The organism is Rhizobium sp. CF142 (assembly GCF_000281145.1).
Classification (GTDB): domain Bacteria; phylum Pseudomonadota; class Alphaproteobacteria; order Rhizobiales; family Rhizobiaceae; genus Rhizobium.
Map to the genome: position 1 here is coordinate 88432 of NZ_AJWE01000010.1, position 24630 is coordinate 113061.

The following is a 24630-nucleotide window of genomic DNA, read 5'->3' on the forward strand; positions in this document are numbered from 1 at the left end:
CTCAAGCCGCCCTTGCGTGGAGCGCCTCGTCGAAGCGGTCCCAGATGGGACGCAGATCGACGACCGCCTTTTTCATCCTCGCCTCGTCCATGGCGAGGGCGAGAATACCCGCCTCCAATGCGTTGAGCGTGGAGACCGGCAGTTCCGAACCAATGCGCACGCTTTGCAGAATATCGGCGGCCATCTGCTCGTCGGCGCCGTAATGCTGCGACAGCTCGGTCGCGGCATATTTGTTTTCGACGATCTTGTTGCCGGTCAGCTGCTCATGGACGTCGAGATAGCCACGGACGAAGTCGCCCTCGGCCATGCCGCGCGAGCCCATGATGGCGAAGCGGCGGAACTGGTCGGGAACGTTCAGATTGGTGTGGAAGTTCATGCCGACGCCGTTGGCGTATTCGACGATCGCCACCTGATAATCGATGATGTCGGCGTCGCTGTCGAACACCTTGTCCGAGCCCATCCAGCCGCTAGGCTTGCGGTGGAAGAGCTCAAGATCGTTGATGCCTTCGCGTGCCGGATCGTTGGAGGGAATAAAGCTCTTGCGGCCGCCGAAGCTTGCGACGCGTTCGGGGCGAGCGCCGATCACACCATTATAAAGGTCGAGGTCGTGGCAGCATTTTTCCAGCATGAAACTGCCGGAATAGCGCTCGTAGCGGCGCCAGTCGCGCATGAAGAAGGCGCCATGATAGGGCTCGATATGTTCGGAGGCTTCGATCGAGACGATATGGCCGAGCTTGCCTTCGGCCTGGATGGCGCGCAGGTCCTTATAAAGAGGAGAGTAGCGCAACACGAGACCGACCATCAGCCGCTCATGGCCGAACTTGGCCATCAGATGGGCAAGTTCGATGCTCTCGGCGATCGTGGTAACGATCGGTTTTTCGCAGAAAACCTTGAGGCCAGCCTCAAGACCGAGGCGGATATGATCGAGATGCATGTGGTTGGGAGAGCCGATCATCAGCAGATCAAGCTTTTCGGAGGCGAGGAGCTCCTGCGGCGAACCATAGACCTTGCCGACAGAGACGCCCTTTTCCGTCAGTCCGGGAAGCCCTGCGGGGTCCGGATCGACGTAACCGACGATCTCGAAACTGCTGTCGATTGCCTTAAAGACATAGCCAAGATAGCCGAGCCGGAATCCCAGCCCTATGATTCCCACTTTCATGCCAACAATGTTCCCAATTCGTAATTTATTTTCTTCAGGTTGGGACAAAAAACAAAGGCCGTCAACTGAAAACGGGGTTCAGAGCTAATTGATGAAATTAATTTTCATCAATTAGCTCCGTGGTTCTCGACTAGGTTGAAGGTCGTCATCCTTGCTCCCAACGTTGGCGTTGACCAGAATGTCGAGAGGCGAGACTGTCGCATCTCTAACTGGCCCAACTGCCGCATTACTAAATAGCCACTGTATGTGACGTGGCGGCGAAGTTGGAATGTCGGTCTTTGCGCAAAATGGAAATGCCGCTGCAGGGCATGACGATCGGCCCCGATGTGACCGGTAGCAAGATCAGACCGGGGCGGCTGAGACACACCCCTTCGGCTTTGGCTTTGAGACTATGCGATCGGCGGTTCAATCCGCAGCGTTCGGGCGACGAAGAGAGCTCGAGGCGGGCTTTAGGGTTTCAAGTCATAGGCTTGGTGAGATGCACGAAGCTCTGCCAAAGTCTTGCCGACGCAGCTGCCGCCACTTGCGCCGCCGGTTGCCTTCGCTTGACCGTCCAAGGTGATCGTACCGCCCATGCGTTCGGATGCCACATAGGTTGCGACACCGTCCTCTGAAATACGTGATATGTAGAAAACGTGATAGGTTTCCTTGTACTTGCACTGGATAAGTATTGGAAATTGGTCAAACGGAGAGGTCTGCGCCTCAACAGTCGCGAGTGGAAGGCCCGTTAGCGCTATCAGGCTTGCGAGGACCGCTTTGGCTGATGCGTTCAATCTTCGACCGGATGCATGCGTCATTGTTCAATCCCCTTTTTCAAGATCGACCTTCGAAATCCACTGCAGCTAGATCGTCAATGCGACGAGCGCATCACGGTCGAGAAGTCGGACAATGCGTTGCAGTTTGCCGTTGAGGCAAAGAATTCGTTTTTCGCGTAGTTTCGTAAAGCAACGGGCAACGGTCTCGACCGTCAGCCCGAGATAGTCGGCAATATCGCTGCGCGACATCATCATATCGAATTCGCAATCTCCGGGATGACGATCAGCCGTTTCATAAACAAAGGCGGCGACCCGCTTCAGTGCGCTTTGCTCCGTGATGAGGAGCTGTTTGTGCTGTGCCTTCGCGAGGTTCGTCAGGGCAATGTGGAGAAGGTCTATGGGGACGACTGCCTCCTGATTGGCGCGAAAGGGCTTTATACAGGTTTCACAGACGGCCTCTGCGAAATCAGTTCGTACATTGCCTGTCTCGAGCCCGAACCATTCGCCCTTGCCGCAAAAGGACAGAATATAACGCTGCCCGCTTGCCGTGAGGCGATAAATCCGCACCGCGCCCGCTTCGACCTGATAGATCGCAAACGCGTGTTCACCTTCGCTATAGATCGTCTCGTCGGCCTTGAGCCGGATCGATTGATCCCTAGCCACTCCGGCAACGCTTCCATAGCGATGGCCAGAAACTGTCGTGTGCTTTGCGATCATTTGGTTTTGAAGCATATGCGTTGCTCCCATCCGTATCGCAGCATAGGCAATCGCTGCCCGCCCCGGTATTCGATATATTCCTTACGTATTGCTACGGAAGCCCCGAACCACCAATAGGTGTATAAAGCCATTCCCCTTGATGAGAGCAATACGAAGGTATTGCGGGAGGTCTGGATGGTATCGGAAAAGGGAGGGGAAAAACAAGCACTTCAAGACTCTGCAAGCGTGCGTGCGCAGCTTGACCTTATACTCGCCAGTCCGGAATTCCTTGCCCCGGAGCGCGGGCGCCGCTTCCTGCAATATATCGTTGAAGAGACACTTGAAGGGCGCAGCGAACAGCTCAAGGCCTATACGATTGCACAAGCGGTTTTTGGTCGTGATGCATCCTTCGATGCACAGAATGATCCAGTTGTCCGCATCGAGGCGGGGCGGATCCGTCGAGCGCTCGAACGATACTACTTGGTCTGCGGAAGCGGTGACCCAATCCGGATTACCGTCCCCAAAGGAGGTTATGCGCCGCACTTTTCGAGCGCAGAAGACAGTTCGTATGTAGCAGAAATTTCCGCCCCGCAGAACCGCGAGAGCAAGCGGCGCGCCACCGGGCAGGAGCGGGCAGTGAGCTATCGTGATCTCCTCTTGCCGATCGGCGTCCCCGCGCTGTTTGGGGCAATGGCCATACTCGCTCTTGTTCGTCCGCTTGAAGCCTATCTCTTCCCACCAGAGACGTCGCCGGCGCCTGCCGCATCAAAGTCGGAGAGCAAGGTCAGGGTTGCGGTCGAACCCTTCGTCGCTCTCGGCGGCAGTGCGCAGGGACCTGATTTCGTGAAGGGATTGGCCGATCAGCTGATTGCAAAGCTCATGAAGGTGGAGAGCCTTACTGTGCTTGCTCCAGGCCGATCCGGGACGGAAATGACCGGTTCGCTCTTCAGCCTGCAGGGAAGCGCGCTCATCGAGGGTACGATCCTTCATCTGCATGTCCGCCTGATAAATGCCGCCGATGGCGCGGTCACCTGGGCAAATCAATATGATCGAGATCTACGCGGCCAGGCCATTCTCGACGTCGAGGACGAGATCGCCACACAAATCGCGGTGACTATTTCGAACAACCACAGGCTGAACGACGCGGGCGCCGATCCGTAGCTGCCTTATCTTGCTGACAGGGGGCTGATAACCAATCCCGAGGCGCGCAGCCCGTTCAGGAACCGCTCCTGATCCTCCGGCAGCTGCAGGCGGAGCGAGACCTCCTGGCGTATGTCAGTCATCAAAATGGGCGCGTGAATATTGAGCCAATCCTTTTCCAGCATGGCTTCATCAGTCTTTCCCGCAGCACCGAGAATGGACAGCAGCACAAGGCGATGCATGGGATTATCATCGAGATCGGACCTTCGCGACCACTTCTCCGCCTCTTCGAGATCTCCTTCCATGAATGCGCACAAAGCCATACCGACCTCGTAGTAACCTCTGGTACCGATACCCTTGTTGAGGGCGATCGACAGCAACTCGCAGCCTGACTGCCATTTCCCAGACATCGCCAATCGCAAGCCGTACTCGCCTGCGACTTCCACATCATCAGGGTTTGCAGCATAGGCTGCGGTGCCTGCCTTTAAGGCTTCGTCGATATCCCCCCTGAAGAAGCTCACCAGCATCTGCGCCTGCAGCACGCGGGGACTGTCCGGCGCGAGCGATGCTGCCCGCTTCACCGCAGCGCTCGCCAGCGCGAGAGGCTGGGTCGACGATACTGTACCGAGCGTATGGCGGAATCTGATTTCGTCGAGATAGACCATAGACAGCAGCGCCCAGGACGTCGCATTGTCGGGGAAGCGCTGGGTGGCCTGTTGCAGGCATTCGCGCGCCGCGCTGTGACTTTGCGCTGTCATGGTCTGACGATAGCTGGAATAGACGAATGTACATTCATGGGCACTTCGGTCTTCCATCTGTGCCGTTCGCGCTATCATATCCGTGTCGGTCTGAAAGATGGCGCCATAGGGCTGTGCGATCGCATCGGCGATTTTTCGCGCGAAATTGCCTTGAATCACAAGCTGGTTCTGGTTCTGAAGATCCCCATCGAAATTATTGGCCCAGATGACGGCTCCATCCACTTGATGCACCAGCCTGGCAGCAGCACGCAGCCTGCTTCCATCGATCTGGACATTACCCTGCAGTATGTAGTCGGCAGCTGATACGCGCTCATCACGGAGCGGATCAGCGACGACGACGATGTCATCGAACTGGGCGAGTTGTCCGATAATATCGTCCCTCAGGCCACGCGCGATATCCGAGCCAACGTCCGCTGGGCTGCTTTCGGCAAAAAACTCGACGATCACCTTTGGCTCAGGACGTGTCAGCGGCAATGCAGCGGTCGGAGCATCACGCGAAGACAATGCGAACGTGAGGGCTAGGAGCAGAAGAGCGAGGACAACGGCCAGCGCAGTCACGAGACCAATGAGGGTGACCAACCCCGGCCGAGGTGCTTCCTCAAGCGAATGACTTTGATCTTCGTACTCAACATTCTGCGCATTGTCCGAGGTTTCGACGGGCTCAGTCGGAGTGGGCGCATCCCGCGCATATTCGAAATGCGGGACATATCCGCCTTTGGGCACAGTAATGACGACGTCATCCCTCTCGCCTGCGACGAGATAATAACGCTCGAGCGCCTTTCGTATTCGGCCAGCCTCGATCCGGACAACCGGATCATTCTGCGGGTCGAATGAAGCCTCCCGGCCAAAGACCACATTTGCTATCGTAAATGCTTTCAAGAAGTCCGATCGACCGGCAAGCGTCTCGTTGACGACAAATTCCAGGAAATTTCGCCCGCGCTTCGGCGCGTGAAATTCCTCGCTTGTAAGGATTCGTTCGACCTGTCGGCAAACTTCGTCAGCCGTCGGCCCAAGACTGCTGAAAGCATTGACCTTTGCGCTTCTCATGACCGTCCCTACGACAAAGATCACGCAACTATATAAGTCAATTCTAACGCATCATACCCCACAAGACCGAGGTTGCAAGATTTGCTTTAGGATTATCGAATATAAGTTGACCAGCTGCCGATCGGCAAAGCCTTCGCAGTTTCAGACGATTGCGTCGCAGCGTCGATGGTAATGGCCATGCGCATGAGCTCCGCCAGATTGCGCGCGCCCATTTTAGCCATCACATTGGCGCGGTGGACCTCCACCGTGCGCGAGCTAATGCCAAGCTGGAACGCAATCATCTTGTTCTGTAAGCCATCGAGCACGCCGGTCAGAACCTGGTATTCACGCTCCGTGAGCTGGCGGAGCCGTGCGGCGACGCCCCCGGAATCAGGTAAAACGCCGCCGGCCCGCCTCTGTCCCATCGCTCCATTGATGGCCGCAATAAGCACGTCCTCCTTCAGAGGTTTCTCCAGGAAATCGAATGCCCCCGCCTTCATTGCCTGTACAGCCGCGGCAATATCTCCCTGGCCGGTAATGACGATCGCCGGCACGTCCATACTGAGACGCTGCAGGCGATGGAGCAATTCGATGCCGTTAATATGCGGCATGCACAGATCGGTGACCAGACAACTTCGCCCCGACAGCGGCAGAAGTTCCAGGAAGGCTTTCGCACAGCTATGTGCACGAACAGCAAAGCCTGCCGACACCAGCAAAAACGTTAGAGAGCGCCGGAGCGACTCCTCGTCGTCCACGAGATGGATCGTAAGGTCATTCGCCATCGATTGTGGTCTCCGCCAGCGGAAGCGAAAATGAGAGGATAGAGCCTCCCTGTATTCCCTTGCGCGCGCTGATGTGGCCTCCATGGGCTTCGATGATGCGTTTGGACAATGCCAGGCCCATGCCAAGTCCCCGCGGTTTACTAGTCACGAAAGGACGAAACAGCGCCTCTTCGATCTCGGCGGCAATTCCGCAGCCATTGTCGGATACGTCGACAATCAGATGCGAGAAATCGTCGGTCCTGGTGTGGATCGCGATAGTCGGCTGCTCGACGCCGTCGGTCGCCTCCACGGCATTATGAAGAAGATTGATCAGCACCTGGACGATCTGGACGCGATCTGCGACCACGATGTCCCGCTCTGCTTCGAGCTGCAAATCGATGTGAAGGCCTTTCCGGCTTGATCCGGTGAGCCCAAGCGTCGTCGCTTCGGGGATCAACGCGTGCATCGCCTCCAGTCGTTTCTCGCCGCCGCCGCGCTTTGCAAATTCCCGGACGTTCTTGACGATCGTTCCCGCCCACAAGGCGTGCTGCGTGATTTCCGACAGGGCCTCACGAAGCTCCACGCCGTGCCGGCGGCAGTCGTTCGTCATAAGGCGCCTGCAACCTTCAGAGTAAGCGGCGATCGAGGACAGCGGTTGGGCCAGTTCGTGTGCCAGCGTCGCTGTCATTTCCCCAAGCGCGACTATTCTTGCAAGACGCGCCAGCTCACGTTGAAGCTCCTGAACCTGCTGCAATGTCTCGCGCTCCGTCCGGAAGTCCTCAAAGATCGCCGCAACGAAGGTTCGTCCTTCGCCTTGTTCTCGGATGATGGTCAGGGCAGTTGGAAACTGAACGCCGGTTTTGGTCGTCGCCAGACCAGCACGCACCGCGCCCTGGTCTGCCCAGCGTCCCTTGATCTGAACATCCGGCGTTGAAGACCAGACAAAGTCGATCTTGCGGTTGAGCAGTTCACCTTCTTCATAACCGAACAGGGTCACCGCAGCCCCATTACAGGCTGAAATTCTATTGTTGTCCGTCATGAAAAACACTGCGTCAGGTATGTGTTCGTAGAGTTGTCGAATCCAGTTCGCCTGTGGCCCGTTCTTTTTGCACGAACCTCGCGCGGACTTATGGCGCGCTATTCGCGACCCTATGAACGAGGTTCGTCCCGTCAGGCATGAGACAAGGGGACTGAATTCGGTAACATGCGGCGCCTCCATCTTGGTGGACATGATGGTCTCCTCCGCGCTTTGAGAAGTGATCCAGTGCCTCGACGGCCTTTCACTCCTCAACAATGACAGGAGTTTACCATCTTTGGATGGGGGATCAGTGTAGTATCGCGTAGACTCTATTGGTCTTTTTCTACAACCGGACCTGCTGAAAGCCCGGCGAGCCGACGCTTTGGGCCGGCCTCATCTCCATTGATCCGGCTCAATGCCTCTGGCTCGTTGTTCCGCTACTCTGGGACGCGATGGGTTTACAGCCATTTTGAGGGAGCTGGAAGATGAGGAAGTTCGCCCTTGCCATTGCTATTGCGACCGCTGCGTCGTTGGTGACCCCTGTCGGCGCCCAGCAGAGCCGCAAGGAATTCCGGCGCATGAACTGGGCCGAAAACCTGCCGGAGCACATCAGAGCCTATCACGACAAGCGGTTTTCCATTGTCAGTTTTCGAACCGCAGTCGAAGTCGGCGCGATGCCGAGGCCGGGCAGCGCTGAACATGTCAAGGAAATCCGAACGGCGATCCGTTCCAACCCATGGCTCGTTCAGCAGCTGAAGGCCAAGAAATTGACACCCGACCAGATCGAATGGGTGACGCGCGCCCGCAACGGCAATCTGACGTTCTACATCGAATGAGCGGGCACGCAGGTTTCCGACGAAGAAGTCTGCGCTGTCGCGAATCCATCGAAAGGCAGGTCATAGCGGAGGTCTTTGCGGCATCCGCGCGCTGGCAGAAAAAACCACGCCGGCCGAGCGACTGGCACGCCGAAACAGGGCCTCTTGTCGGTCGACGCTCGCGCATCGTCGGGGAGGGTTCGGTGATGTGGCGATTGGTCGTCGAAGCTCCGTTCGAAGAGGATATAGAACTCGCCGTCATCGACGACGAAGGCGTCCATGCCTTGGTTTTTCCCTGCCAGCGTCTGCCTGGCGGATGGGCAAATGCCCTGACCGGCGAGATGCTCGATCTCCACCCGACCCATTGGCGCGCATGGCAGATGCAGCGATGCAACACGTCTGACCTTCACTGAACAGGCTGCATTCTCCTCATCCCGGATGGTCGGAAATTGCAAATGCTGCACCGCACCTTGTCTGCAATCAATGACATCGCCGTGTCTGCCCAAGTAGGCTTTCAAACAGGCTGGATGTGTTCAAGGGCCGGCGGCGGCGCCGTCATCCTTTGGGGGAAGGAGGACCGCATGCGTGGTTTCGGTGTTCATTCTGAGGTCGGAAAGCTGAGAACCGTCATGGTCTGCCGACCGTCTCTGGCGCACCAGCGGCTGACGCCCGCGAATTGCCATGACCTTCTTTTCGACGATGTCTTGTGGGTGCATGAGGCCCAGAAGGATCACTATGATTTTGTCCTGAAGATGCAGGAAAGAGGGGTCGAAGTTCTTGAGACCCATGACCTGCTTGACCAGACGTTTTCAAACAAACAAGCGCGCGATTTCATACTGGATCGACGCATCACCCCGAACGTGCTCGGCTCCCAGATCGCCGAGGCGATGCGGCCATGGCTCGACGAGATGCCGGCCAAACAGCTTGCAGCCTTCATGATCGGCGGCATTGCGATCTCCGACCTGCCCGACGTCAAAGCGAAGTCGCTGATGCTGAGTGCCCTTCCGGAAACCGATTTCGTCATCCCGCCGATCCCCAACACCCTATTCCAGCGCGACCCCTCGTGCTGGATCTATGGTGGGGTGACCTGCAACCCGATGTTCTGGCCGGCCAGACGCGCGGAGACGCTGATCCAGCGCGCGATCTACAAGTTTCACCCTATATTCCAAGGCGGCGATTTCCGGATCTGGTGGGGCGATTCCGATAATCAGTTCGCTAATGCCTCGATGGAGGGCGGTGACGTCATGCCGATTGGCAATGGCACCGTTCTGATCGGCATGGGCGAACGAACCACCTATCAGGCCGTTGGCCAGCTGGCGCAGGCCCTGTTCAAAAACAAGGCCGCAAAGCGAGTGATCGCCTGCCTGATGCCGAAGAGCCGCGCAGCCATGCATCTCGATACGGTTTTCAGCTTTTGTGATCGCGATCTTGTCACGCTCTTTGCCGAGGTCGTCGATCAGATCCGCTGCTACAGCATGTATCCGGTAGACGACGACGGCACATTCGAGATCCATCCCGAAAGCCAGCCGATGCTCGATGTCGTCGCCGAAGCGCTCGATCTGCCGCTATTACGCACGGTTGAAACAGGCGGCAATTCCTATCAGGCCGAACGCGAGCAATGGGATGACGGCAACAATGTCGTTGCACTCGAACCCGGTGTCGTCGTCGCCTACGACCGGAATACCTATACGAATACGCTGCTGCGCAAGGCGGGCATCGAGGTCATCACCATCCGCGGTTCCGAACTCGGTCGCGGTCGCGGTGGCGGGCACTGCATGACGTGCCCTATCTGGCGCGACCCGGCTTGATGACGTTTTCACCCACGAAACAGACTGACGGAGCAAGACCATGAGCTTCAATCTGCGCAATCGCTCGCTTCTGACCGTGCAGGATTACACTCCGCGGGAGTTCCGCTATCTCCTTGATCTCGCGCGCGATCTGAAGCGGGCCAAATATGCCCGCACTGAGCAGGAGCACCTGAAAGGCAAGGAAATCTGCCTGATCTTCGAGAAAACCTCGACGAGAACGAGGTGCGCCTTCGAAGTTGCCTGCTCGGACCAGGGCGCCAACGTCACCTATCTCGATCCGTCCGGCTCGCAGATCGGGCATAAGGAATCCTTCAAGGATACGGCACGAGTGCTCGGCCGCATGTATGACGCTATTGAATATCGCGGTTCCGCTCAGAAGGGCGTCGAGACGCTGGCACAATACGCCGGAGTGCCCGTCTATAACGGCCTGACGGATGAATATCATCCGACGCAGATGATTGCCGACGTCATGACCATGCGTGAACACAGCGACAAGCCGATCACCGCCATCAAATATGCCTATGTCGGCGACACGCGCTCGAATATGGGGCATTCACTGCTGATCGTCGGCTGCCTGCTCGGCATGGATGTGCGCATCTGCGGCCCGAGATCGCTGTGGCCGTCTGACGAATATATGAAGATCGCCAAGGATCTGCAGCAGGCCTCGGGCGCACGCCTGCTGGTCACCGAGGATCCCAGAGAGGCCGTCAAGGACGTCGATTTCATCCACACGGATGTCTGGGTTTCGATGGGCGAGCCAAAAGATGTCTGGCGTGAACGCATCAAGCTGCTCACCCCCTACCAGGTCAATCAGGACCTGATGAAAGCGACGGGTAATCCGCAGACCAAGTTCATGCATTGCCTGCCGGCGTTCCACGATACCGAAACCACGCTTGGCAAGCAGATCGCCGAAGACTACGGCATGGCGAACGGCCTCGAAGTCACGAACGACGTCTTCGAGTCCGAGGCCAATGTCGCCTTCGAGCAGGCGGAAAACCGCCTGCATACGATCAAGGCCCTGCTTGTGGCTACCTTGGGAGATTAACATGCGTGTAGTCATTGCGCTGGGCGGCAATGCGCTTCTTCGGCGCGGGGAGCCTATGACTGCCGATACCCAGAGGCAAAATGCGCGCACCGCGGCCCAGGCGATCGCGCCCCTGGCGGCGGAACACGAGCTTGTCATAACACACGGCAACGGGCCACAGGTCGGGCTGCTTGCGCTTCAGGGGGCGGCCTATAAACCCGAGGAGGCCTATCCGCTCGACGTTCTCGGCGCCGAGACCGAAGGTATGATCGGCTACATGCTGGAGCAGGAGCTTGGCAATCTCCTGCCGTTCGAGCAGCCCTTGGCGACGCTCCTCACCATGGTCGAAGTCGATGCCGACGACCCCGGCTTTCAGAACCCGACGAAATTCGTTGGTCCGGTCTACGACAAATCCGAGGCGGACCGGATACGCACGGAAAAGGGTTGGGTCTTCAAGCAAGATGGCGAAAAATGGCGTCGCGTCGTCGCCTCGCCGGCGCCGAAACGCATCTTCGAGATCCGCCCGGTCCGCTGGCTCCTGGAACAGCGCACGATCGTTATCTGTGCAGGCGGTGGCGGCATACCGACCATGTATGAAAAGGGTGCCGATCGGAATCTGATCGGCGTCGAAGCCGTGATCGACAAGGATCTCTGCTCGGAGCTTCTGGCCCGCGAGCTTTATGCCGATCTCCTGATCATGGCGACCGATGCCGAGGCCGTCTATACCGATTGGGGCAAGCCGTCCCAGAAGGCGATCCATCGCGCTCGTCCCGATGATCTGACGCAGTTTTCCTTCCCGGCCGGCTCGATGGGGCCGAAGGTGGAGGCAGCCTGTCATTTCGCCCGCGCCAACGGCAAGGCGGCGGCGATAGGCTCTCTTGCCGACATCGCCGGAATGGTGCGCGGCGAGCAAGGGACGATCATCGATGGCGGCTTTGATGGCCTGAACTGGTACTGATTTTCCAAGATACCCTATCCTGAGACGGCCGGGCGCGTTGCTGCACCCGGTCCTGTCTCTTTGTCCGTCGTTCCAGCAGCGTTTCGCCTTTGCCAGACATAGACGGGGATTCCAAGCATCAGAAGTACCAGACCGTAGAGCACCGGTTCGGCGCCAGAGCCGTAAAGGGTGAAGATCGCGAAGATAAAGGCGATGACTTCGATCACGGTGACCCTTGGCATTCGCCCAAGCCTTGCGCCTGCAACAAGGGTTCCGGCAAGCGAACAGAAGGCATAGGGAACGACGGCAGCCATCGTGCTCAACCCGACCATCAGACGATAGACCGCGGCGAAACCCTCCGAGCCGAGCGCCTGGACGAGCACCAGGATCGTCGCAAACGAGGCAGAGATGACCATCCCCCATGCCGGCACGCCACGCTGGGACAGTCGGGCAAACAGTGGCGGAAACAGTCCATCGCGGGCAGCCGCCATTGGAACCTGTCCCATCAGCAGGGTCCAGCCGTTCAGCGCACCGATCGAGGAGACCAGCACGGCGATCGAGATCACCAATTCACCGGACCGTCCCCACATGACCGCAGCGGCCTGAGAGAAAGGCGCGACCGAGTGAATGAGCTCTTCACGGGGAAGGAGGCCCATCACCACGACGGTGCCGAGCACGTAAAGAGTGGCGGCGATCGAGATCCCAAGTACAGTTGAACGGGGAATGGTCCGTTCTGCATTCTCCACATCGCCGGCAGGAACGGTCGCCGATTCCAACCCCAGATAGGCAAACATTGTCAGCGGCGCCAGCGTTGCAAATGACTGCAGCAGCGGCTGGCCACTCGGATTGAATTCCGAGAAATGCGATGTGTCGATGTAGAGAAGGCCGATGATGGCAACGGCGCCGAACGGGAGAAGCTTGGCATATGTCGTCACCTGTGCGAACAGACCCGCCGCGTGAACACCGCGAAGATTGACGAGCACGATCGCCCAGATCACGCCGAGCGTCAGCACAGTCGCAGTGAAGCGGTTACTGAGGGCAGGGAAGAGGTCGACCATCACGCCGGTAAAGGCGATCGCGATGACCGGCAGTGACGTCCAGATCGAAATCCAGTAACCCCAGGCGATCAGAAAGCCAGCAAAATCGCCGTAGGCGAGCCTGGTATAGGCGTAGGGGCCGCCGACAGCGGGCACCAGTCTCGCGAGCCGGGCGAAGGTGAGGCCGAGGCAGATCGCCCCGGCACCCATGAGGATCCAGACAATGATCGCCAGGTTGCCGTAGGGTGCCACCGCGGCCGGCGAAAGATAAAAGCCCGATCCCACCATGTTTCCGACCACGATAGCGGTGCAGGCGGCAAGTCCGAGGCTTTTGCCATTCGACGAGGTTGTCATGACGTCCCTCCCGTGAGTCGGCTTCCGGGAGCCGATGGCTCTTCGAACCGCGATTGTCGTTGCAAAAATGGGCTGCCGCAATCCGGATCAATGCGTAGTCTGCCGGACTGGTCTAGCCTTCACCATAGAGATAAAGCAGCTAGAATGACGGGGCCGGAGGTGAAGTGATGTTGTTGGGCGAGCAGGGGTTTCTCAGGGTCTCCATTGCAGCGACCGTTGTCGTCGCGACGCTCGGCGTTGTCTTCGGCATACTCTCAGGCTCGTTCTCGATCGCCTTCGATGGCGTTTATTCCTTGGCGGATGCGGTGATGACCGGATTTGCGCTCTGGGTCTCGAGCCTCATCATCAAATCGACGCAGAGCGACGCCGAGTCTGGCAGGATTCGAAACCGTTTTACCATGGGCTTCTGGCATCTGGAGCCGATCGTCCTCATGCTCAACGGCTGCCTGCTAATGACGGTCGGCGTCTACGCGTTGATCGGCGCGATCATCAGCATCCTGAACGGCGGCCATGAACTGCAGTTCGGCATGGCGGTGGCCTATTCCGCGGCGACCATGCTCGTATGCGCTGTCATGGCCTTCATTGGCATCAGGCTGAACCGCAGCATCAAATCCGATTTTATCTCGCTCGACATCAAGGCCTGGATCATGTCGGGCGGGATCGCGTTTGCGCTGCTCGTCGCGTTTTTGATCGGCATCGCCGTACAGGCGACATCAGTTGCCTGGCTTGCCAGCTACATGGACCCGGCGGTCCTCGCTCTCGTATGTCTTGTCATGATCCCGCTCCCGATCAGCACCGTCTGGAAGGCGCTGAGCGAAATCCTGCTGATTGCCCCTGTCGATCTGCAGGAACATGTCGATCGCGTTGCTTCGGACACGGTTCGCCGCCTCGGCTTCCTGTCACACCGTGCCTACGTCGCCCAGGTCGGCCGCGCAAAACAGATCGAACTGTATTTCATTGTGCCCGAAGGGCTTCCCGCAAAGACCGTGGAGGAGTGGGATGCACTTCGCGACGAGATCGGGAATGCGATTGGCGACGAGAGTGCCAATCGCTGGCTGACGATCGCCTTCACCGCCGATCGGGAATGGGCGGAGTAGCGCGCATCCACGCTCCGCCATCGGCCTCGAAATGCTTCGCATCACGTTGATTGCAATCAACGACGCTGCACTACCCGTCATGTACGATCCCTCCGACCTGAGATGCATGCGACTGCTTGGCGGCCGCAGCCTTTGACATCAGGTTTCTGGAGGAACGCATGGATTTCCAGACGGCATTTCCGATCGCTGTTATCGACGAGGATTTTGACGGCAAGAGCGCTGCCGGCCGTGGTATGCGCGATCTCGCCGGAGCCATTGAGAGAGAAGGTTTCCGAATCGTCTCCGGCGTTTCCTACGAGGACGCTCGTCGTCTGGTCCATGTCTTCAACACCGAATCCTGCTGGCTGGTCTCCGTGGACGGAACCGAGGACAAGGCTACGCGCTGGCAGGTGCTGGGAGAGGTCCTGGCCGCAAAACGGCAAAGAAATGACCGGCTGCCGATCTTCCTCTTCGGCGATGATACAACCGCCGAAGACGTTCCAGCCGCAGTGCTGCGCCACGCCAATGCCTTTTTCCGGCTATTCGAGGATTCGGCGGAATTCATGGCCCGCGCCATCGCGCAGGCCGCCCGCAATTATCTCGACCGGCTGCCGCCGCCAATGTTCAAGGCGCTGATGGATTATACGCTGGAGGGCGCCTATTCCTGGCACACACCCGGCCACGGCGGCGGTGTCGCTTTCCGCAAAAGTCCGGTCGGCCAGCTCTTCTATACGTTCTTCGGCGAAAACACGCTGCGTTCCGATATTTCCGTATCGGTAGGCAGCGTTGGCTCGCTTCTCGATCATGTCGGTCCTATCGCCGAGGGCGAGCGGAATGCGGCGCGCATATTCGGCACGGATGAGACCCTGTTCGTCGTTGGCGGCACTTCGACCGCAAACAAGATCGTCTGGCACGGCATGGTCGGACGCGGCGATCTCGTGCTCTGCGACCGCAACTGCCACAAGTCGATCCTGCACTCGCTCATCATGACGGGTGCAACGCCCATCTATCTGACGCCGTCCCGCAACGGGCTCGGCATTATCGGTCCGATTTCCAAGGACCAGTTCACGCCTGAGGCAATCGCCAGCAAGGTCGCAGCAAGTCCCTTTGCCGGGCAGACGAGCGGCAAGGTCCGGCTGATGGTCATCACCAACTCGACCTATGACGGGCTCTGCTACAATGTCGATGCAATCAAGGCTTCGCTGCGTGCCGCGGTCGAGGTGCTGCACTTCGACGAGGCCTGGTATGCTTATGCCAATTTCCACGAATTCTACGATGGCTTCCACGGAATTTCGTCGAACCAACCCGCGCGCTCGCAAAACGCCATCACCTTTGCAACGCACTCGACCCACAAGCTGTTGGCCGCCTTTTCTCAGGCATCGATGATCCATATCCAGCATGCCGAGAACAAGCGTCTCGACATCACACGCTTCAACGAAGCGTTCATGATGCACACCTCGACCTCGCCGCAATATGGCATCATCGCCTCCTGCGATGTCGCGGCCGCGATGATGGAACAGCCTGCCGGGCGCGCGCTGGTGCAGGAGACGATCGACGAGGCGATCAGCTTCCGCCGGGCCATGAACGCGGTAAGAAAACAAACAGAGGGCAGTTGGTGGTTCGACGTCTGGGAGCCGACGGTTGCAGAGCAGACCCCGAGCGATACCCATGCCGACTGGGTTCTGAAGCCGGATGATGCCTGGCATGGCTTTACCGGGCTTGCCGAAAACCACGTCATGGTCGACCCGATTAAGGTCACTATCCTCTCTCCCGGTCTCTCGGCAAGCGGGGTGATGGATGAGCACGGGATACCGGCCGCCGTCATTACCAAGTTCCTGTCCTCCCGACGTATCGAGATCGAAAAGACCGGCCTTTATTCCTTTCTCGTACTCTTCTCCATGGGTATTACCCGCGGCAAGTGGAGCACGCTCGTCACCGAGCTCCTCAATTTCAAGGACCTCTATGACGCCAATGCGCCATTGACTCGGGCGCTGCCGGCGCTGGCAGCCGCCCATCCGGAAGCCTATGCCGGCATGGGGCTGAAAGATCTCTGCGAGCAGATCCATGCGATCTATCGCAAGGACGATGTGCCGAAGGCGCAGCGCGAGATGTACACGGTCCTGCCCGAAATGGCATTGCGGCCTGCCGACGCTTACGATCGGCTGGTCAAGGGCGGAATCGAGAGTGTCGAGATCGACAATCTCATGGATCGCATCCTCGCTGTCATGATCGTTCCCTATCCGCCCGGAATCCCGCTGATCATGCCAGGCGAGCGGATCACCCAGTCGACGAAGTCCATTCAGGACTACCTGCTCTACGCCCGTGATTTCGACAGCAAGTTCCCCGGGTTCGAAACCGATATCCACGGCCTGCGCTTCGCGCCTGGTGACCGCGGACGCCGCTATCTTGTCGATTGCATTGCAGGGGAGGGGCAGGAATGATCCCGCGCGACGTGAAATCTCCGACGGTCGCCATACCGTTTCACAAGATGCTGAAGATCGTCGCCATTATAGACCGCGATAATTCTCAGGCTCAAGAGCTGGTGTCACAGATCACCGCCCAAGGCTTTGAAGTGGAGTTGCGCGACGACTATTCGGCCGATGTATCTGAGGATGCCGACGTCGGTGCCTATATCGGCTCAGTCGAGGGCGGTAAGCTGCCGGCGGCTCGCAGCTTTCTTCGTTCCGTCAGGGATATCGGCTTTCGCACGCCGATATGGGCAATGGCGGATACCCTGACGATCGCGGATATGGATGTCGTGGAGATGGCCGGCGAGGTGGATGGTTTCGTCTATCTCGGCCAGCAGACGCCGACATTCTATGCCAAGCAGATCGTTTCCAGCGCGGTCAACTATGGCAAGTCGCTGCTGCCGCCATTCTTTGGCGGCATGATGGCCTATGACGGCGAGGCGAACATCGCCTTCGATTGCCCGGGGCATCAGGGCGGCCAGTTCTATCGAAAGTCCCCGGCCGGACAGCTCTTCTTCAAATATTTCGGGGAGAGCATTTTCCGCAACGACCTCTGCAACGCGGATGTCGATCTCGGCGATCTCCTGATACATGAAGGCCCTGCCGTCGAAGCACAGAAACTGGCGGCCCGCATCTTTGGCGCTGACAGGACCTATTTTATCCTCAACGGAACGAGCACCTCCAACAAGGTGGTTGCCAATGCGGTGCTGCGCAGCGGCGATCTCGTACTCTTCGACCGCAACAATCACAAATCCCTGCATCAGGGCGCTCTTGTGCAGGCAGGCGCCATCCCGATCTATCTGCCGACCGCCCGCAATTCCTTCGGCATGATTGGCGCGGTCGACTGGGCGGCCTGGGACGAGGCCTGGCTGCGGCAGAAAATAGAGGAACATCCACTCGTCGGCGACAAAAGCCGTGCGAAGGCGGAACGACCTTTCCGCCTGGCCTGCATCCAGCTCGCGACCTATGACGGCACGATCTACAATGTCAGCCAAGTGATGGAGAAGATCGGCCATCTCTGCGACTACGTGCTCTGGGATGAGGCCTGGATCGGCTACAATGCCTTCCACCCGCTCTTCGAGGGCCATAGTCCGATGCGGCTAAAGGACTTGTCGGCCGATATGCCGGGGCTGTTTTCCACCCAGTCGGTTCATAAGCAAGGTGCAGGTTTCTCCCAGGCATCGCAGATCCACAAGCGGGACGAACATATCAGTGGCCAGCGCAGGTTCGTCGAACACAAGCGTTTCAATGAATCGCTGCTGATGCATGTATCGACCTCTCCCTTCTATCCGCTTTTCGCCTCCCTCGATGTCAACGCCAAGGTGCATGAGGGCAAGGCCGGTGAGATGCTCTGGGACCACTGCATCGAACTCGGGATCGAGGTGCGCAAGAAGCTGCGCGGCTTCGTGGATCATTACGAGACCAAAGCCGCAAGCGTAGAAGAACAGTGGTTCTTCGATCCCTTCGTACCAGACAGGGTCCAGGTCTCAGGCTCGAAACATACCGGCGATCTCGCCGACACCAGATGGGAAGATGTCCCAACGCAGGTACTGAAACGCGAGCAGCAATGCTGGCGGTTCGATCCGGAGGCAAAATGGCATGGTTATGCAGGCTACGCGCCCGGTTATACCATGGTCGACCCCAACAAGCTCACAATACTCACACCCGGCATTGACCGGAAGACCGGCGACTATCGCGAATTCGGCATCCCGGCGACTGTCGTCGCCAACTATCTGCGCGAGCAGCGCGTCGTGCCGGAAAAATGCGACTTGAACAGTCTCCTCTTCCTGCTGACCCCGGCCGAGGACGAGAGCAAGCTGAACACGCTCGTTGCCAAGCTCGTCAAGTTCAAGAACTTGTGGGACCGCGACGCGCCGCTGCAGGAAGTGCTGCCCACCGTGTATGCGGCCAATCGCGAGCGTTATGCCGGTTATGCGGTCCGTCAGGTCTGCCTCGAGATGCATTCCTTTTACCGAGAGGCCGGCGTCAAGGAACTGCAGCGCCTTTGCTTCCGCTCCGAAAGCTTCCCGGAACCGGCAATCGCCCCCAAGCAGGCCTATGAGGCGCTGGTCGCCAATAATGTCGACTATGTGCCGCTGACGGAGGCCGCCGGCCGCATTTCCGCGACGTTGGCACTGATCTATCCGCCGGGCATAGGCGTGATCGTGCCAGGCGAGCGCTGGGACGACAGAGCGCGGCCGATGCGGGATTATTTTCTGGCTTTCGAAGAATCCTTCAACCGGTTTCCGGGCTTCAACTACGAGGTCCAGGGCGTGTTCCAGGAGCGGATCGATGGGCGGATCAAATTCCACACATATGTCGTGCGCGAGTAGGGGGTAGGGAGGATTTCATCATGACCGACAACACGATGCATCTCGCAACTGACGCTACGGCCAAGAAGAAGATGAACCTCGTGCAGCTCACCTTCATTGTTGCTGTCAACATGATGGGGTCGGGCATCATCATGCTGCCCGCCAACATGGCGCAGGTCGGTGCAATCTCGCTCCTTTCCTGGCTCGTGACCGCCGTCGGCTCGATGGCAATCGCTTATGGCTTCGCTCAGGCCGGGCTCTTCAATCAGCGCCCCGGAGGCATGTCCGCCTATGCGGAAGATGCCTATGGGAAAGACGGCTACTTCATGGTGTTCTTCCTCTATTTCCTCTCACTTGCCGTCGGCAATGTGGCGATTGGCATTTCAGCTGTCGGTTATCTCGCCGGATTCTTTCCAGTGCTGACCTCCACACCGATCATGACCTGCCTGGCACTGATCGTGCTTCTGTGGCTGACCACTGCCGCCAATTTCGGCGGTCCGCGCATCACCGGCCGCATAGGCTCCATCACGGTCTGGGGTGTCATCCTTCCCGTTGGTCTGCTGTCGATCATCGGCTGGCTTTGGTTCAGTTCCAGCACCTTTGCCGCAGCTTGGAATCCGAAAGGTCTGACGCTGGTGCAAGGGATGGGATCGAGCATCTCGCTGACGCTCTGGGCCTTCCTCGGCATGGAGTCTGCCGCGCAGAATTCCGATGCTGTAGAAAACCCGAAGCGCGACGTGCCGCTTGCCTGCATGTTCGGCACGCTGGGTGCTGCTGTCATCTACATCCTGTCGACGACGGTCATTCAGGGTATCGTGCCGAATGCGGATCTCGCCACCTCCACAGGGCCGTTTGCGCTCGCTTACGCCACCATGTTTAATCCGACGATCGGTTCGATCATCATGGCGCTGGCGGTATTGGCCTGCCTCGGCTCGCTGCTCGGCTGGCAGTTTACGATAGCCCAGACGGCGAAAACCGCTGCCGACGAGCGGATGTTCCCATCCATATTCTCAAGGGTAAATGAGATGGGTGCGCCCGTGCGAGGCATGATCATTCTCGGCATCGTGCAGACATGCCTTGCCCTGATGACCATATCGCCGACGCTGAGCGAACAGTTTTCCGCGCTCGTCAACCTTGCGGTCGTCACCAACGTGCTGCCCTACATCATCGCGCTTTCCGCTCTGTTCGTCATGATGAAGGCAGCCCGGGTGCCTCAGGCGAAATATCGCCTGAATGCCACGATCGCCCTTGTGGGCATGGCCTATAGCGTCTTTGCCATCTACGCCTCCGGCAAGGATGCGGTGCTCGGCGGCATGATCGTCACAGGCATCGGTTTCATCATCTACGGCCTGATCGCCCCGCGTTTCGCCAGCGGCGTGAACCGGTCTCCGGCCGTCTAGTCGAGGGAGGACCAGATATGTTGCAAAGAATTGGTCACCGCGCGGCGATCGCCGCCTCCGTCCTCGCCGTGATGGCAGCATCCGCGCTCACCGCGCCCGCCCAAGCCCAGACGCTCGACCGCGTCAAGACGAGCAGCGCGCTGAAGCTTGGCTACGATCCGGATGCAAGGCCATTTTCCTTCAATGCGGAGCAGGGCAGGCCGGATGGTTATGCCGTCGTCCTCTGCAACAAGATTGCAGATAGTCTGAGGGCTCAGCTGAAGCTGTCGAAACTCGATGTGGAGTGGGTCTCCCTTTCAGGCGATGCCAAGGCGATGGCGATCGAGAGCGGCGCAGCCGATCTTGTGTGCGGGGCAGAGCCGGTGACATTGACGCGTCGCCAGCAGGTCTCGTTCTCGATCCCGATCTTCCCGAGCGGCACCGGTGCGCTGCTCAGCACCAGCTCTTCGCTGGCGCTGCGTGAGGTCCTGCAATATGGCGAGCCCTCGAGCCGTCCCGTCTGGCGCGGTTCACCGGCCCGCACGATCCTGGAACACAAGACATTCTCTTCGATCGCCGGTACGACGAGTGAAAGCTGGCTTACCGACAGGATCAAGACTTTCCAGCTCGCGGCGACCGCAACGCCGGTCAGCAACTATCAGCAGGGGATCGAGCGTGTCCTGGATGGCAGTTCGGCCGCACTTTTCGGCGATATGCCGATCCTCATGGATGCTGCCGCGCGCAGCGACAATTCCGGCAATCTCATCGTCCTTCCGCGCCACTTCACCTATGAGCCGCTTGGTCTCGAGCTGGCACGTGGCGACGAGGACTTTCGTCTCGCCGTCGACCGTGCGCTGAGCCAAACCTATGCCGCGCAGGATTTCCGGACATTCTTCACCACCTGGTTCGGGCCACCGGATGAAGCGACCGTGACATTCTTCCGGCAGACGGCGCTGCCGGAGTAGCACTGCGCATTGCGACGGATCATCGACGGCCGAAGAAGGCGGCGCGCCGGAGCAGGTCAACCAGACTTGAAACCCCTCTGTATGCCGAAGCGACAAACATGGATTCAGGTTACCGGATGGGAGTGGTGGGGTGAGCCTCCTTTGGAAAGAAATTCGTGACAACCCGATGCTGTGGCTGCTCGTCGCGGTACCTGTGGTCTTTATCGCCGCCAGCGTCGCCCCCGAGGCTCATACTCTGCTTTTCATCCTGTCGGTGCTTGCCGTGATACCGCTCGCCGGTCTTCTCAGCCATGCGACCGAATCCGTTGCGGCAAAAACGGGCGACGCCGCTGGCGGGCTGCTCAACGCCACGCTTGGAAACCTGACGGAGCTCGTCATAGCGCTGGCTGCCCTTCGTGCCGGGCAATATACCCTCGTAAAATCATCCGTCGCCGGTGCGATCGTCGCGAATACGCTGTTCATGTTGGGGGCGTCGTTTTTGCTCGGCGGCCTCAAACATCACAGCCAGGAGTTCAACCGAGCCAATGCGCGCCTTCAGGCGGGCCTGCTCTTCCTCGCCACGATCGGCCTGCTGATGCCGTCAGCGGTTGCTTCGATGGATTCCGCCTCGGCGGCGGCGGTCTTAAATAAGCTAAGCTTCGGCCTGGCGATCCTGCTCATCGTCGGATACGGGCTGGGGTTGCTGTTCACTCTCAAAACACATCGCGAGTTTTTTGCTGCAGCCGAGCACGCCCAGGCGGAAGAACCGCCGTGGCCGATTGGCATCGCCCTGGCCACACTTGCCGGTGTCACCGTACTCGTCGCCCTGGTCAGCGAGATCTTCGTGGAATCCGTGCAGGAGGCTGCCAAGGTTTTCGGGATGACGCCTGCCTTTGTCGGCTTCATCGTCGTCGCACTGGTTGGCGGCGCAGCCGAAATGGCTTCGGCATTTTCCGGTGCGCGCAAGAACCGTCTCGACCTGAGCGTGGGCGTTGCGCTTGGAAGCGCGTCGCAGATCGCGCTGTTCGTCGCGCCCGTGCTGGTATTGTTGAGCTATCTGATCGGCCCGACGCCGATGGATTTGCAGTTTGCACCTGGCGTCGTGGTCATGGTTTTCCTGGCGACGATCACGGCGATGTTCGTCACCAATAGCGGGCGTTCGGCATGGTTCGTCGGCATGCTGGTGCTGATGGTTTACATGATTTTCGCCATGACGCTCTATGTTTTGCCCGATCAGACGTTATGAGGCGGAGCTGCGGGAACAAAACATGCCCAAAAAACCTGGCCATGAATTGACCCATAGACAAATGCGGCGTCTGTTCTTCGTCGCACTTGTAAGGCAGCTTCGAGTGATCTGGCCAATCGTGTCCGGAGTGGTCTTGGTAATGATCGGATGCGGGCTTGCAATCTGGCGCATAGAAGACTGGCGCATCGATGAAGCTCTTTATTTCACGTTCGTCACGGGCCTGACCATCGGCTACGGCGATTTTACCCCCAAACATGTTTCGGCGCGGATATTGTCGTTGGTGATCGGTTTTGCAGGAATTGTGCTGACCGGCATTGTCGCTGCCGTCACCGTAAAAGCTTTGAATGCCGACGATTGGGAACCTTGATTCCGCGTTCGGCTACGCTCTTATCCTCTGGATCGCGCAATTCAATCTGGTGCGAAGTGATCCAATCGAACCGTCCTTGCGAATAATTTCCGGGCAATTCATCGGGAACGAGCGGCGTTTCCACCGAGTTCCTACGATTTGCGGGGTGCGCAGATATACGGAGCTACTTTATGAGCCGAGAGCGTGGACGAAGGAAATTGATGCTCCGACTTCCCGATATCCGTCATCGTCTCGTTGGCATTACCGGCGAGACACTTGGGGAGATGTTTGAGGCCTACGATCTTGCCGTCGATGCGCTGGATCGTTTCCGAACCCAGCACCCGAGAGAAGAAAAGCTGATTACCGAATATGAGCAGCTTTGCCTTGAAATAGAGCGGGAGGTTCTCGTCTATTGCGCTGACCGCTGAACCTGTCCGTCGAAACCGGCGGCAGGATCATGATCGAGTCCGCCTGCTGTGGTTGCAGGCAAGGCCCAGGCTCGCAACAATTCATAGAAGACACTAAGGACCACTGGCCCCAGGAACAGGCCAAGAAGCCCGTGCGAGAGCGTACCGCCGATGACCCCGATCAGGATGACGAGCATCGGGGTCGAGAGACCGCGCGCCATCAATATGGGCTTCAGGACATTGTCGACGACCGTGATCGGTATCGCGAGACAGGTAAAGACAAGAGCGACGGCCGACGGCCAGGAAAACCATGCCCAGATGATCATGGGCAGAAGCACGAGCCCGGGACCCAGCTGCATCAAGCAGAGCATGAAAACGGCGAAGGTCAGCGCACCGCGTGCCGGAATGTCGAAGAAGGCAAAGCATAGGCCGCAAAGCAGCGTCTGCAGGAAGGCGACGCCGATGACGCCCCGCGAGACGTTCCGCACCGTCGTTCCTGCAAGCCGGGCAAAGCCGACACCCTTTTCACCAGCGATCCGGTTTGCGAGCAGCTGAATTGCCGATGCCAGTTTCGCGGCCCGCGTGAGAAACAGGCCGGAAAGCATGATAGAGGCGACGAAGCTCAAGACGCCGCCGCCGATCGACGCGAGTTTTGTCACGACAACGCCCATCACCTCGCGGATGGGCGCCTGAAACTTGATGATGGTGGAGGCCATATCGCCGGCAATCTGGTTCCAGGCATTGTGAAGCCGCTCCCCGACGACGGGCCATTCCTTGATGGCTGCCGGTGCTGCAGGCAAGGTGAACTCTCCCGTCCACAACTTGCCGATCAACGCCTGCACAGTATCTGCGAAATTGACCGCGACGAGGGCGAGCGGCGCGATGATCAGGACGAGACAACCGACGACGATGACGAGCGCCGCAATCACCGGCCTGTTGCCGATCAGTCGCGAGAGTGCGTCGAACATCGGAAACAGCGCCACCGCAAGAATGCCTGACCAGATGACGATCAGCGCGAAGGGAGCGACTAGCTCCAGGGTCCAATAGGCGAAAAGCCCGATGATGCCCAATCGGACGAGATCGCTGACGCGCGCCTCTACCGAAATCTGCCCCGCACTGCTCTCTTGCGGGGTCTGATCGTTGACCTGCTCCATGGCTGCATCC

The 24630-nt window shown here is 58.6% G+C and carries 22 protein-coding genes; 14 read left to right on the forward strand and 8 right to left on the reverse strand.

Annotated elements, in window-relative coordinates:
• Position 1: 1 nt before the first annotated feature.
• From PMI11_RS02985 to PMI11_RS02995, 3 genes are all read right to left on the reverse strand, one after another.
• The gene (locus tag PMI11_RS02985; protein WP_007813141.1) at positions 2 to 1159 is read right to left on the reverse strand and encodes a Gfo/Idh/MocA family protein; all 1158 of its coding nucleotides are present in this window, start codon (positions 1157 to 1159) and stop codon (positions 2 to 4) included.
• A 449-nt stretch (positions 1160 to 1608) separates the two neighbouring features.
• Positions 1609 to 1956, reverse strand: coding sequence for a hypothetical protein (locus PMI11_RS02990; protein WP_007813143.1), 348 nt, complete (start codon positions 1954 to 1956; stop codon positions 1609 to 1611).
• Between the two features lie 45 nt (positions 1957 to 2001).
• Positions 2002 to 2646 (reverse strand): helix-turn-helix domain-containing protein, encoded by a 645-nt coding sequence (locus PMI11_RS02995; protein ID WP_007813145.1) that lies wholly within the window; start codon positions 2644 to 2646, stop codon positions 2002 to 2004.
• Positions 2647 to 2805: 159 nt separating this feature from the next.
• Here PMI11_RS02995 and PMI11_RS03000 point away from each other — a divergent pair, with 159 nt between their 5' ends.
• Positions 2806 to 3771 carry a hypothetical protein gene (locus tag PMI11_RS03000; protein ID WP_007813147.1) on the forward strand — a complete coding sequence of 322 codons (966 nt, stop codon included), beginning with the start codon at positions 2806 to 2808 and terminating at the stop codon, positions 3769 to 3771.
• Positions 3772 to 3776: 5 nt separating this feature from the next.
• On the opposite strand, the gene PMI11_RS03005 is transcribed toward PMI11_RS03000, so the two are convergent.
• The 3 genes from PMI11_RS03005 to PMI11_RS03015 form a co-directional block, all read right to left on the reverse strand.
• Positions 3777 to 5555, reverse strand: coding sequence for a hypothetical protein (locus tag PMI11_RS03005; protein ID WP_007813149.1), 1779 nt, complete (start codon positions 5553 to 5555; stop codon positions 3777 to 3779).
• Positions 5556 to 5647: 92 nt separating this feature from the next.
• Positions 5648 to 6316: a response regulator transcription factor gene (locus tag PMI11_RS03010; RefSeq protein ID WP_007813151.1), complete on the reverse strand. Its 669-nt coding sequence runs from the start codon at positions 6314 to 6316 to the stop codon at positions 5648 to 5650.
• On the reverse strand, positions 6306 to 7526 hold the full coding sequence (locus PMI11_RS03015; RefSeq protein ID WP_007813153.1) for a sensor histidine kinase: 1221 nt from the start codon (positions 7524 to 7526) through the stop codon (positions 6306 to 6308). The genes PMI11_RS03010 and PMI11_RS03015 overlap by 11 nt, the downstream gene beginning before the upstream one ends.
• A gap of 272 nt (positions 7527 to 7798) precedes the next feature.
• On the opposite strand from PMI11_RS03015, the gene PMI11_RS03020 reads away from it, so the two are divergent.
• The 5 genes from PMI11_RS03020 (at position 7799) to arcC (ending at position 11918) form a co-directional block, all read left to right on the forward strand.
• Positions 7799 to 8149 carry a hypothetical protein gene (locus PMI11_RS03020; protein WP_007813156.1) on the forward strand — a complete coding sequence of 117 codons (351 nt, stop codon included), beginning with the start codon at positions 7799 to 7801 and terminating at the stop codon, positions 8147 to 8149.
• 185 nt (positions 8150 to 8334) lie between these two features.
• Positions 8335 to 8541: a hypothetical protein gene (locus PMI11_RS03025; RefSeq protein WP_007813158.1), complete on the forward strand. Its 207-nt coding sequence runs from the start codon at positions 8335 to 8337 to the stop codon at positions 8539 to 8541.
• Between the two features lie 168 nt (positions 8542 to 8709).
• Positions 8710 to 9936 carry an arginine deiminase gene (gene arcA, locus PMI11_RS03030; protein ID WP_037070604.1) on the forward strand — a complete coding sequence of 409 codons (1227 nt, stop codon included), beginning with the start codon at positions 8710 to 8712 and terminating at the stop codon, positions 9934 to 9936.
• 40 nt (positions 9937 to 9976) lie between these two features.
• Positions 9977 to 10981, forward strand: a complete 1005-nt coding sequence (locus tag PMI11_RS03035; RefSeq protein ID WP_007813161.1) for an ornithine carbamoyltransferase — start codon at positions 9977 to 9979, stop codon at positions 10979 to 10981.
• A gap of 1 nt (position 10982) precedes the next feature.
• Positions 10983 to 11918 carry a carbamate kinase gene (gene arcC, locus PMI11_RS03040; protein ID WP_007813162.1) on the forward strand — a complete coding sequence of 312 codons (936 nt, stop codon included), beginning with the start codon at positions 10983 to 10985 and terminating at the stop codon, positions 11916 to 11918.
• Between the two features lie 14 nt (positions 11919 to 11932).
• Here arcC and PMI11_RS03045 read toward each other — a convergent pair whose 3' ends face one another.
• The gene (locus PMI11_RS03045) at positions 11933 to 13288 is read right to left on the reverse strand and encodes an amino acid permease (RefSeq protein WP_007813164.1); all 1356 of its coding nucleotides are present in this window, start codon (positions 13286 to 13288) and stop codon (positions 11933 to 11935) included.
• Between the two features lie 167 nt (positions 13289 to 13455).
• On the opposite strand from PMI11_RS03045, the gene PMI11_RS03050 reads away from it, so the two are divergent.
• From PMI11_RS03050 to PMI11_RS03085, 8 genes are all read left to right on the forward strand, one after another.
• Complete coding sequence (locus PMI11_RS03050; RefSeq protein ID WP_007813166.1) at positions 13456 to 14385, forward strand: cation diffusion facilitator family transporter; 930 nt, start codon at positions 13456 to 13458, stop codon at positions 14383 to 14385.
• Positions 14386 to 14543: 158 nt separating this feature from the next.
• Positions 14544 to 16805, forward strand: a complete 2262-nt coding sequence (locus tag PMI11_RS03055; protein ID WP_007813168.1) for an Orn/Lys/Arg decarboxylase N-terminal domain-containing protein — start codon at positions 14544 to 14546, stop codon at positions 16803 to 16805.
• Positions 16802 to 19165: an ornithine decarboxylase gene (gene speC / locus PMI11_RS03060; RefSeq protein ID WP_007813170.1), complete on the forward strand. Its 2364-nt coding sequence runs from the start codon at positions 16802 to 16804 to the stop codon at positions 19163 to 19165. Before PMI11_RS03055 ends, speC begins: the two co-directional genes overlap by 4 nt.
• Before the next feature lie 20 nt (positions 19166 to 19185).
• Positions 19186 to 20544, forward strand: a complete 1359-nt coding sequence (gene potE, locus PMI11_RS03065; RefSeq protein WP_007813172.1) for a putrescine-ornithine antiporter — start codon at positions 19186 to 19188, stop codon at positions 20542 to 20544.
• A 71-nt stretch (positions 20545 to 20615) separates the two neighbouring features.
• Positions 20616 to 21488: an amino acid ABC transporter substrate-binding protein gene (locus tag PMI11_RS03070; RefSeq protein ID WP_244430529.1), complete on the forward strand. Its 873-nt coding sequence runs from the start codon at positions 20616 to 20618 to the stop codon at positions 21486 to 21488.
• Positions 21489 to 21618: 130 nt separating this feature from the next.
• Complete coding sequence (gene cax / locus PMI11_RS03075) at positions 21619 to 22713, forward strand: calcium/proton exchanger (RefSeq protein ID WP_007813177.1); 1095 nt, start codon at positions 21619 to 21621, stop codon at positions 22711 to 22713.
• Between the two features lie 22 nt (positions 22714 to 22735).
• Complete coding sequence (locus PMI11_RS03080) at positions 22736 to 23080, forward strand: potassium channel family protein (protein WP_037070586.1); 345 nt, start codon at positions 22736 to 22738, stop codon at positions 23078 to 23080.
• Between the two features lie 170 nt (positions 23081 to 23250).
• The gene (locus PMI11_RS03085; RefSeq protein ID WP_037070588.1) at positions 23251 to 23487 is read left to right on the forward strand and encodes a hypothetical protein; all 237 of its coding nucleotides are present in this window, start codon (positions 23251 to 23253) and stop codon (positions 23485 to 23487) included.
• Here PMI11_RS03085 and PMI11_RS03090 read toward each other — a convergent pair.
• Positions 23469 to 24620, reverse strand: a complete 1152-nt coding sequence (locus tag PMI11_RS03090) for an AI-2E family transporter (protein ID WP_037070589.1) — start codon at positions 24618 to 24620, stop codon at positions 23469 to 23471. The two genes, PMI11_RS03085 and PMI11_RS03090, sit on opposite strands and share 19 nt — an antisense overlap.
• Positions 24621 to 24630: the final 10 nt, after the last annotated feature.

Excerpts from the sequence above, each read along its gene's own strand:
- PMI11_RS02985 (WP_007813141.1), bottom strand. The coding sequence starts at position 1,159 with ATGAAAGTGGGAATCATAGGGCTGGGATTCCGGCTCGGCTATCTTGGC.
- PMI11_RS02990 (WP_007813143.1), bottom strand. The coding sequence starts at position 1,956 with ATGACGCATGCATCCGGTCGAAGATTGAACGCATCAGCCAAAGCGGTC.
- PMI11_RS02995 (WP_007813145.1), bottom strand. The coding sequence starts at position 2,646 with ATGCTTCAAAACCAAATGATCGCAAAGCACACGACAGTTTCTGGCCAT.
- PMI11_RS03000 (WP_007813147.1), top strand. The coding sequence starts at position 2,806 with ATGGTATCGGAAAAGGGAGGGGAAAAACAAGCACTTCAAGACTCTGCA.
- PMI11_RS03005 (WP_007813149.1), bottom strand. The coding sequence starts at position 5,555 with ATGAGAAGCGCAAAGGTCAATGCTTTCAGCAGTCTTGGGCCGACGGCT.
- PMI11_RS03010 (WP_007813151.1), bottom strand. The coding sequence starts at position 6,316 with ATGGCGAATGACCTTACGATCCATCTCGTGGACGACGAGGAGTCGCTC.
- PMI11_RS03015 (WP_007813153.1), bottom strand. The coding sequence starts at position 7,526 with ATGTCCACCAAGATGGAGGCGCCGCATGTTACCGAATTCAGTCCCCTT.
- PMI11_RS03020 (WP_007813156.1), top strand. The coding sequence starts at position 7,799 with ATGAGGAAGTTCGCCCTTGCCATTGCTATTGCGACCGCTGCGTCGTTG.
- PMI11_RS03025 (WP_007813158.1), top strand. The coding sequence starts at position 8,335 with ATGTGGCGATTGGTCGTCGAAGCTCCGTTCGAAGAGGATATAGAACTC.
- arcA (WP_037070604.1), top strand. The coding sequence starts at position 8,710 with ATGCGTGGTTTCGGTGTTCATTCTGAGGTCGGAAAGCTGAGAACCGTC.
- PMI11_RS03035 (WP_007813161.1), top strand. The coding sequence starts at position 9,977 with ATGAGCTTCAATCTGCGCAATCGCTCGCTTCTGACCGTGCAGGATTAC.
- arcC (WP_007813162.1), top strand. The coding sequence starts at position 10,983 with ATGCGTGTAGTCATTGCGCTGGGCGGCAATGCGCTTCTTCGGCGCGGG.
- PMI11_RS03045 (WP_007813164.1), bottom strand. The coding sequence starts at position 13,288 with ATGACAACCTCGTCGAATGGCAAAAGCCTCGGACTTGCCGCCTGCACC.
- PMI11_RS03050 (WP_007813166.1), top strand. The coding sequence starts at position 13,456 with ATGTTGTTGGGCGAGCAGGGGTTTCTCAGGGTCTCCATTGCAGCGACC.
- PMI11_RS03055 (WP_007813168.1), top strand. The coding sequence starts at position 14,544 with ATGGATTTCCAGACGGCATTTCCGATCGCTGTTATCGACGAGGATTTT.
- speC (WP_007813170.1), top strand. The coding sequence starts at position 16,802 with ATGATCCCGCGCGACGTGAAATCTCCGACGGTCGCCATACCGTTTCAC.
- potE (WP_007813172.1), top strand. The coding sequence starts at position 19,186 with ATGACCGACAACACGATGCATCTCGCAACTGACGCTACGGCCAAGAAG.
- PMI11_RS03070 (WP_244430529.1), top strand. The coding sequence starts at position 20,616 with ATGGCAGCATCCGCGCTCACCGCGCCCGCCCAAGCCCAGACGCTCGAC.
- PMI11_RS03080 (WP_037070586.1), top strand. The coding sequence starts at position 22,736 with ATGCCCAAAAAACCTGGCCATGAATTGACCCATAGACAAATGCGGCGT.
- PMI11_RS03085 (WP_037070588.1), top strand. The coding sequence starts at position 23,251 with ATGAGCCGAGAGCGTGGACGAAGGAAATTGATGCTCCGACTTCCCGAT.
- PMI11_RS03090 (WP_037070589.1), bottom strand. The coding sequence starts at position 24,620 with ATGGAGCAGGTCAACGATCAGACCCCGCAAGAGAGCAGTGCGGGGCAG.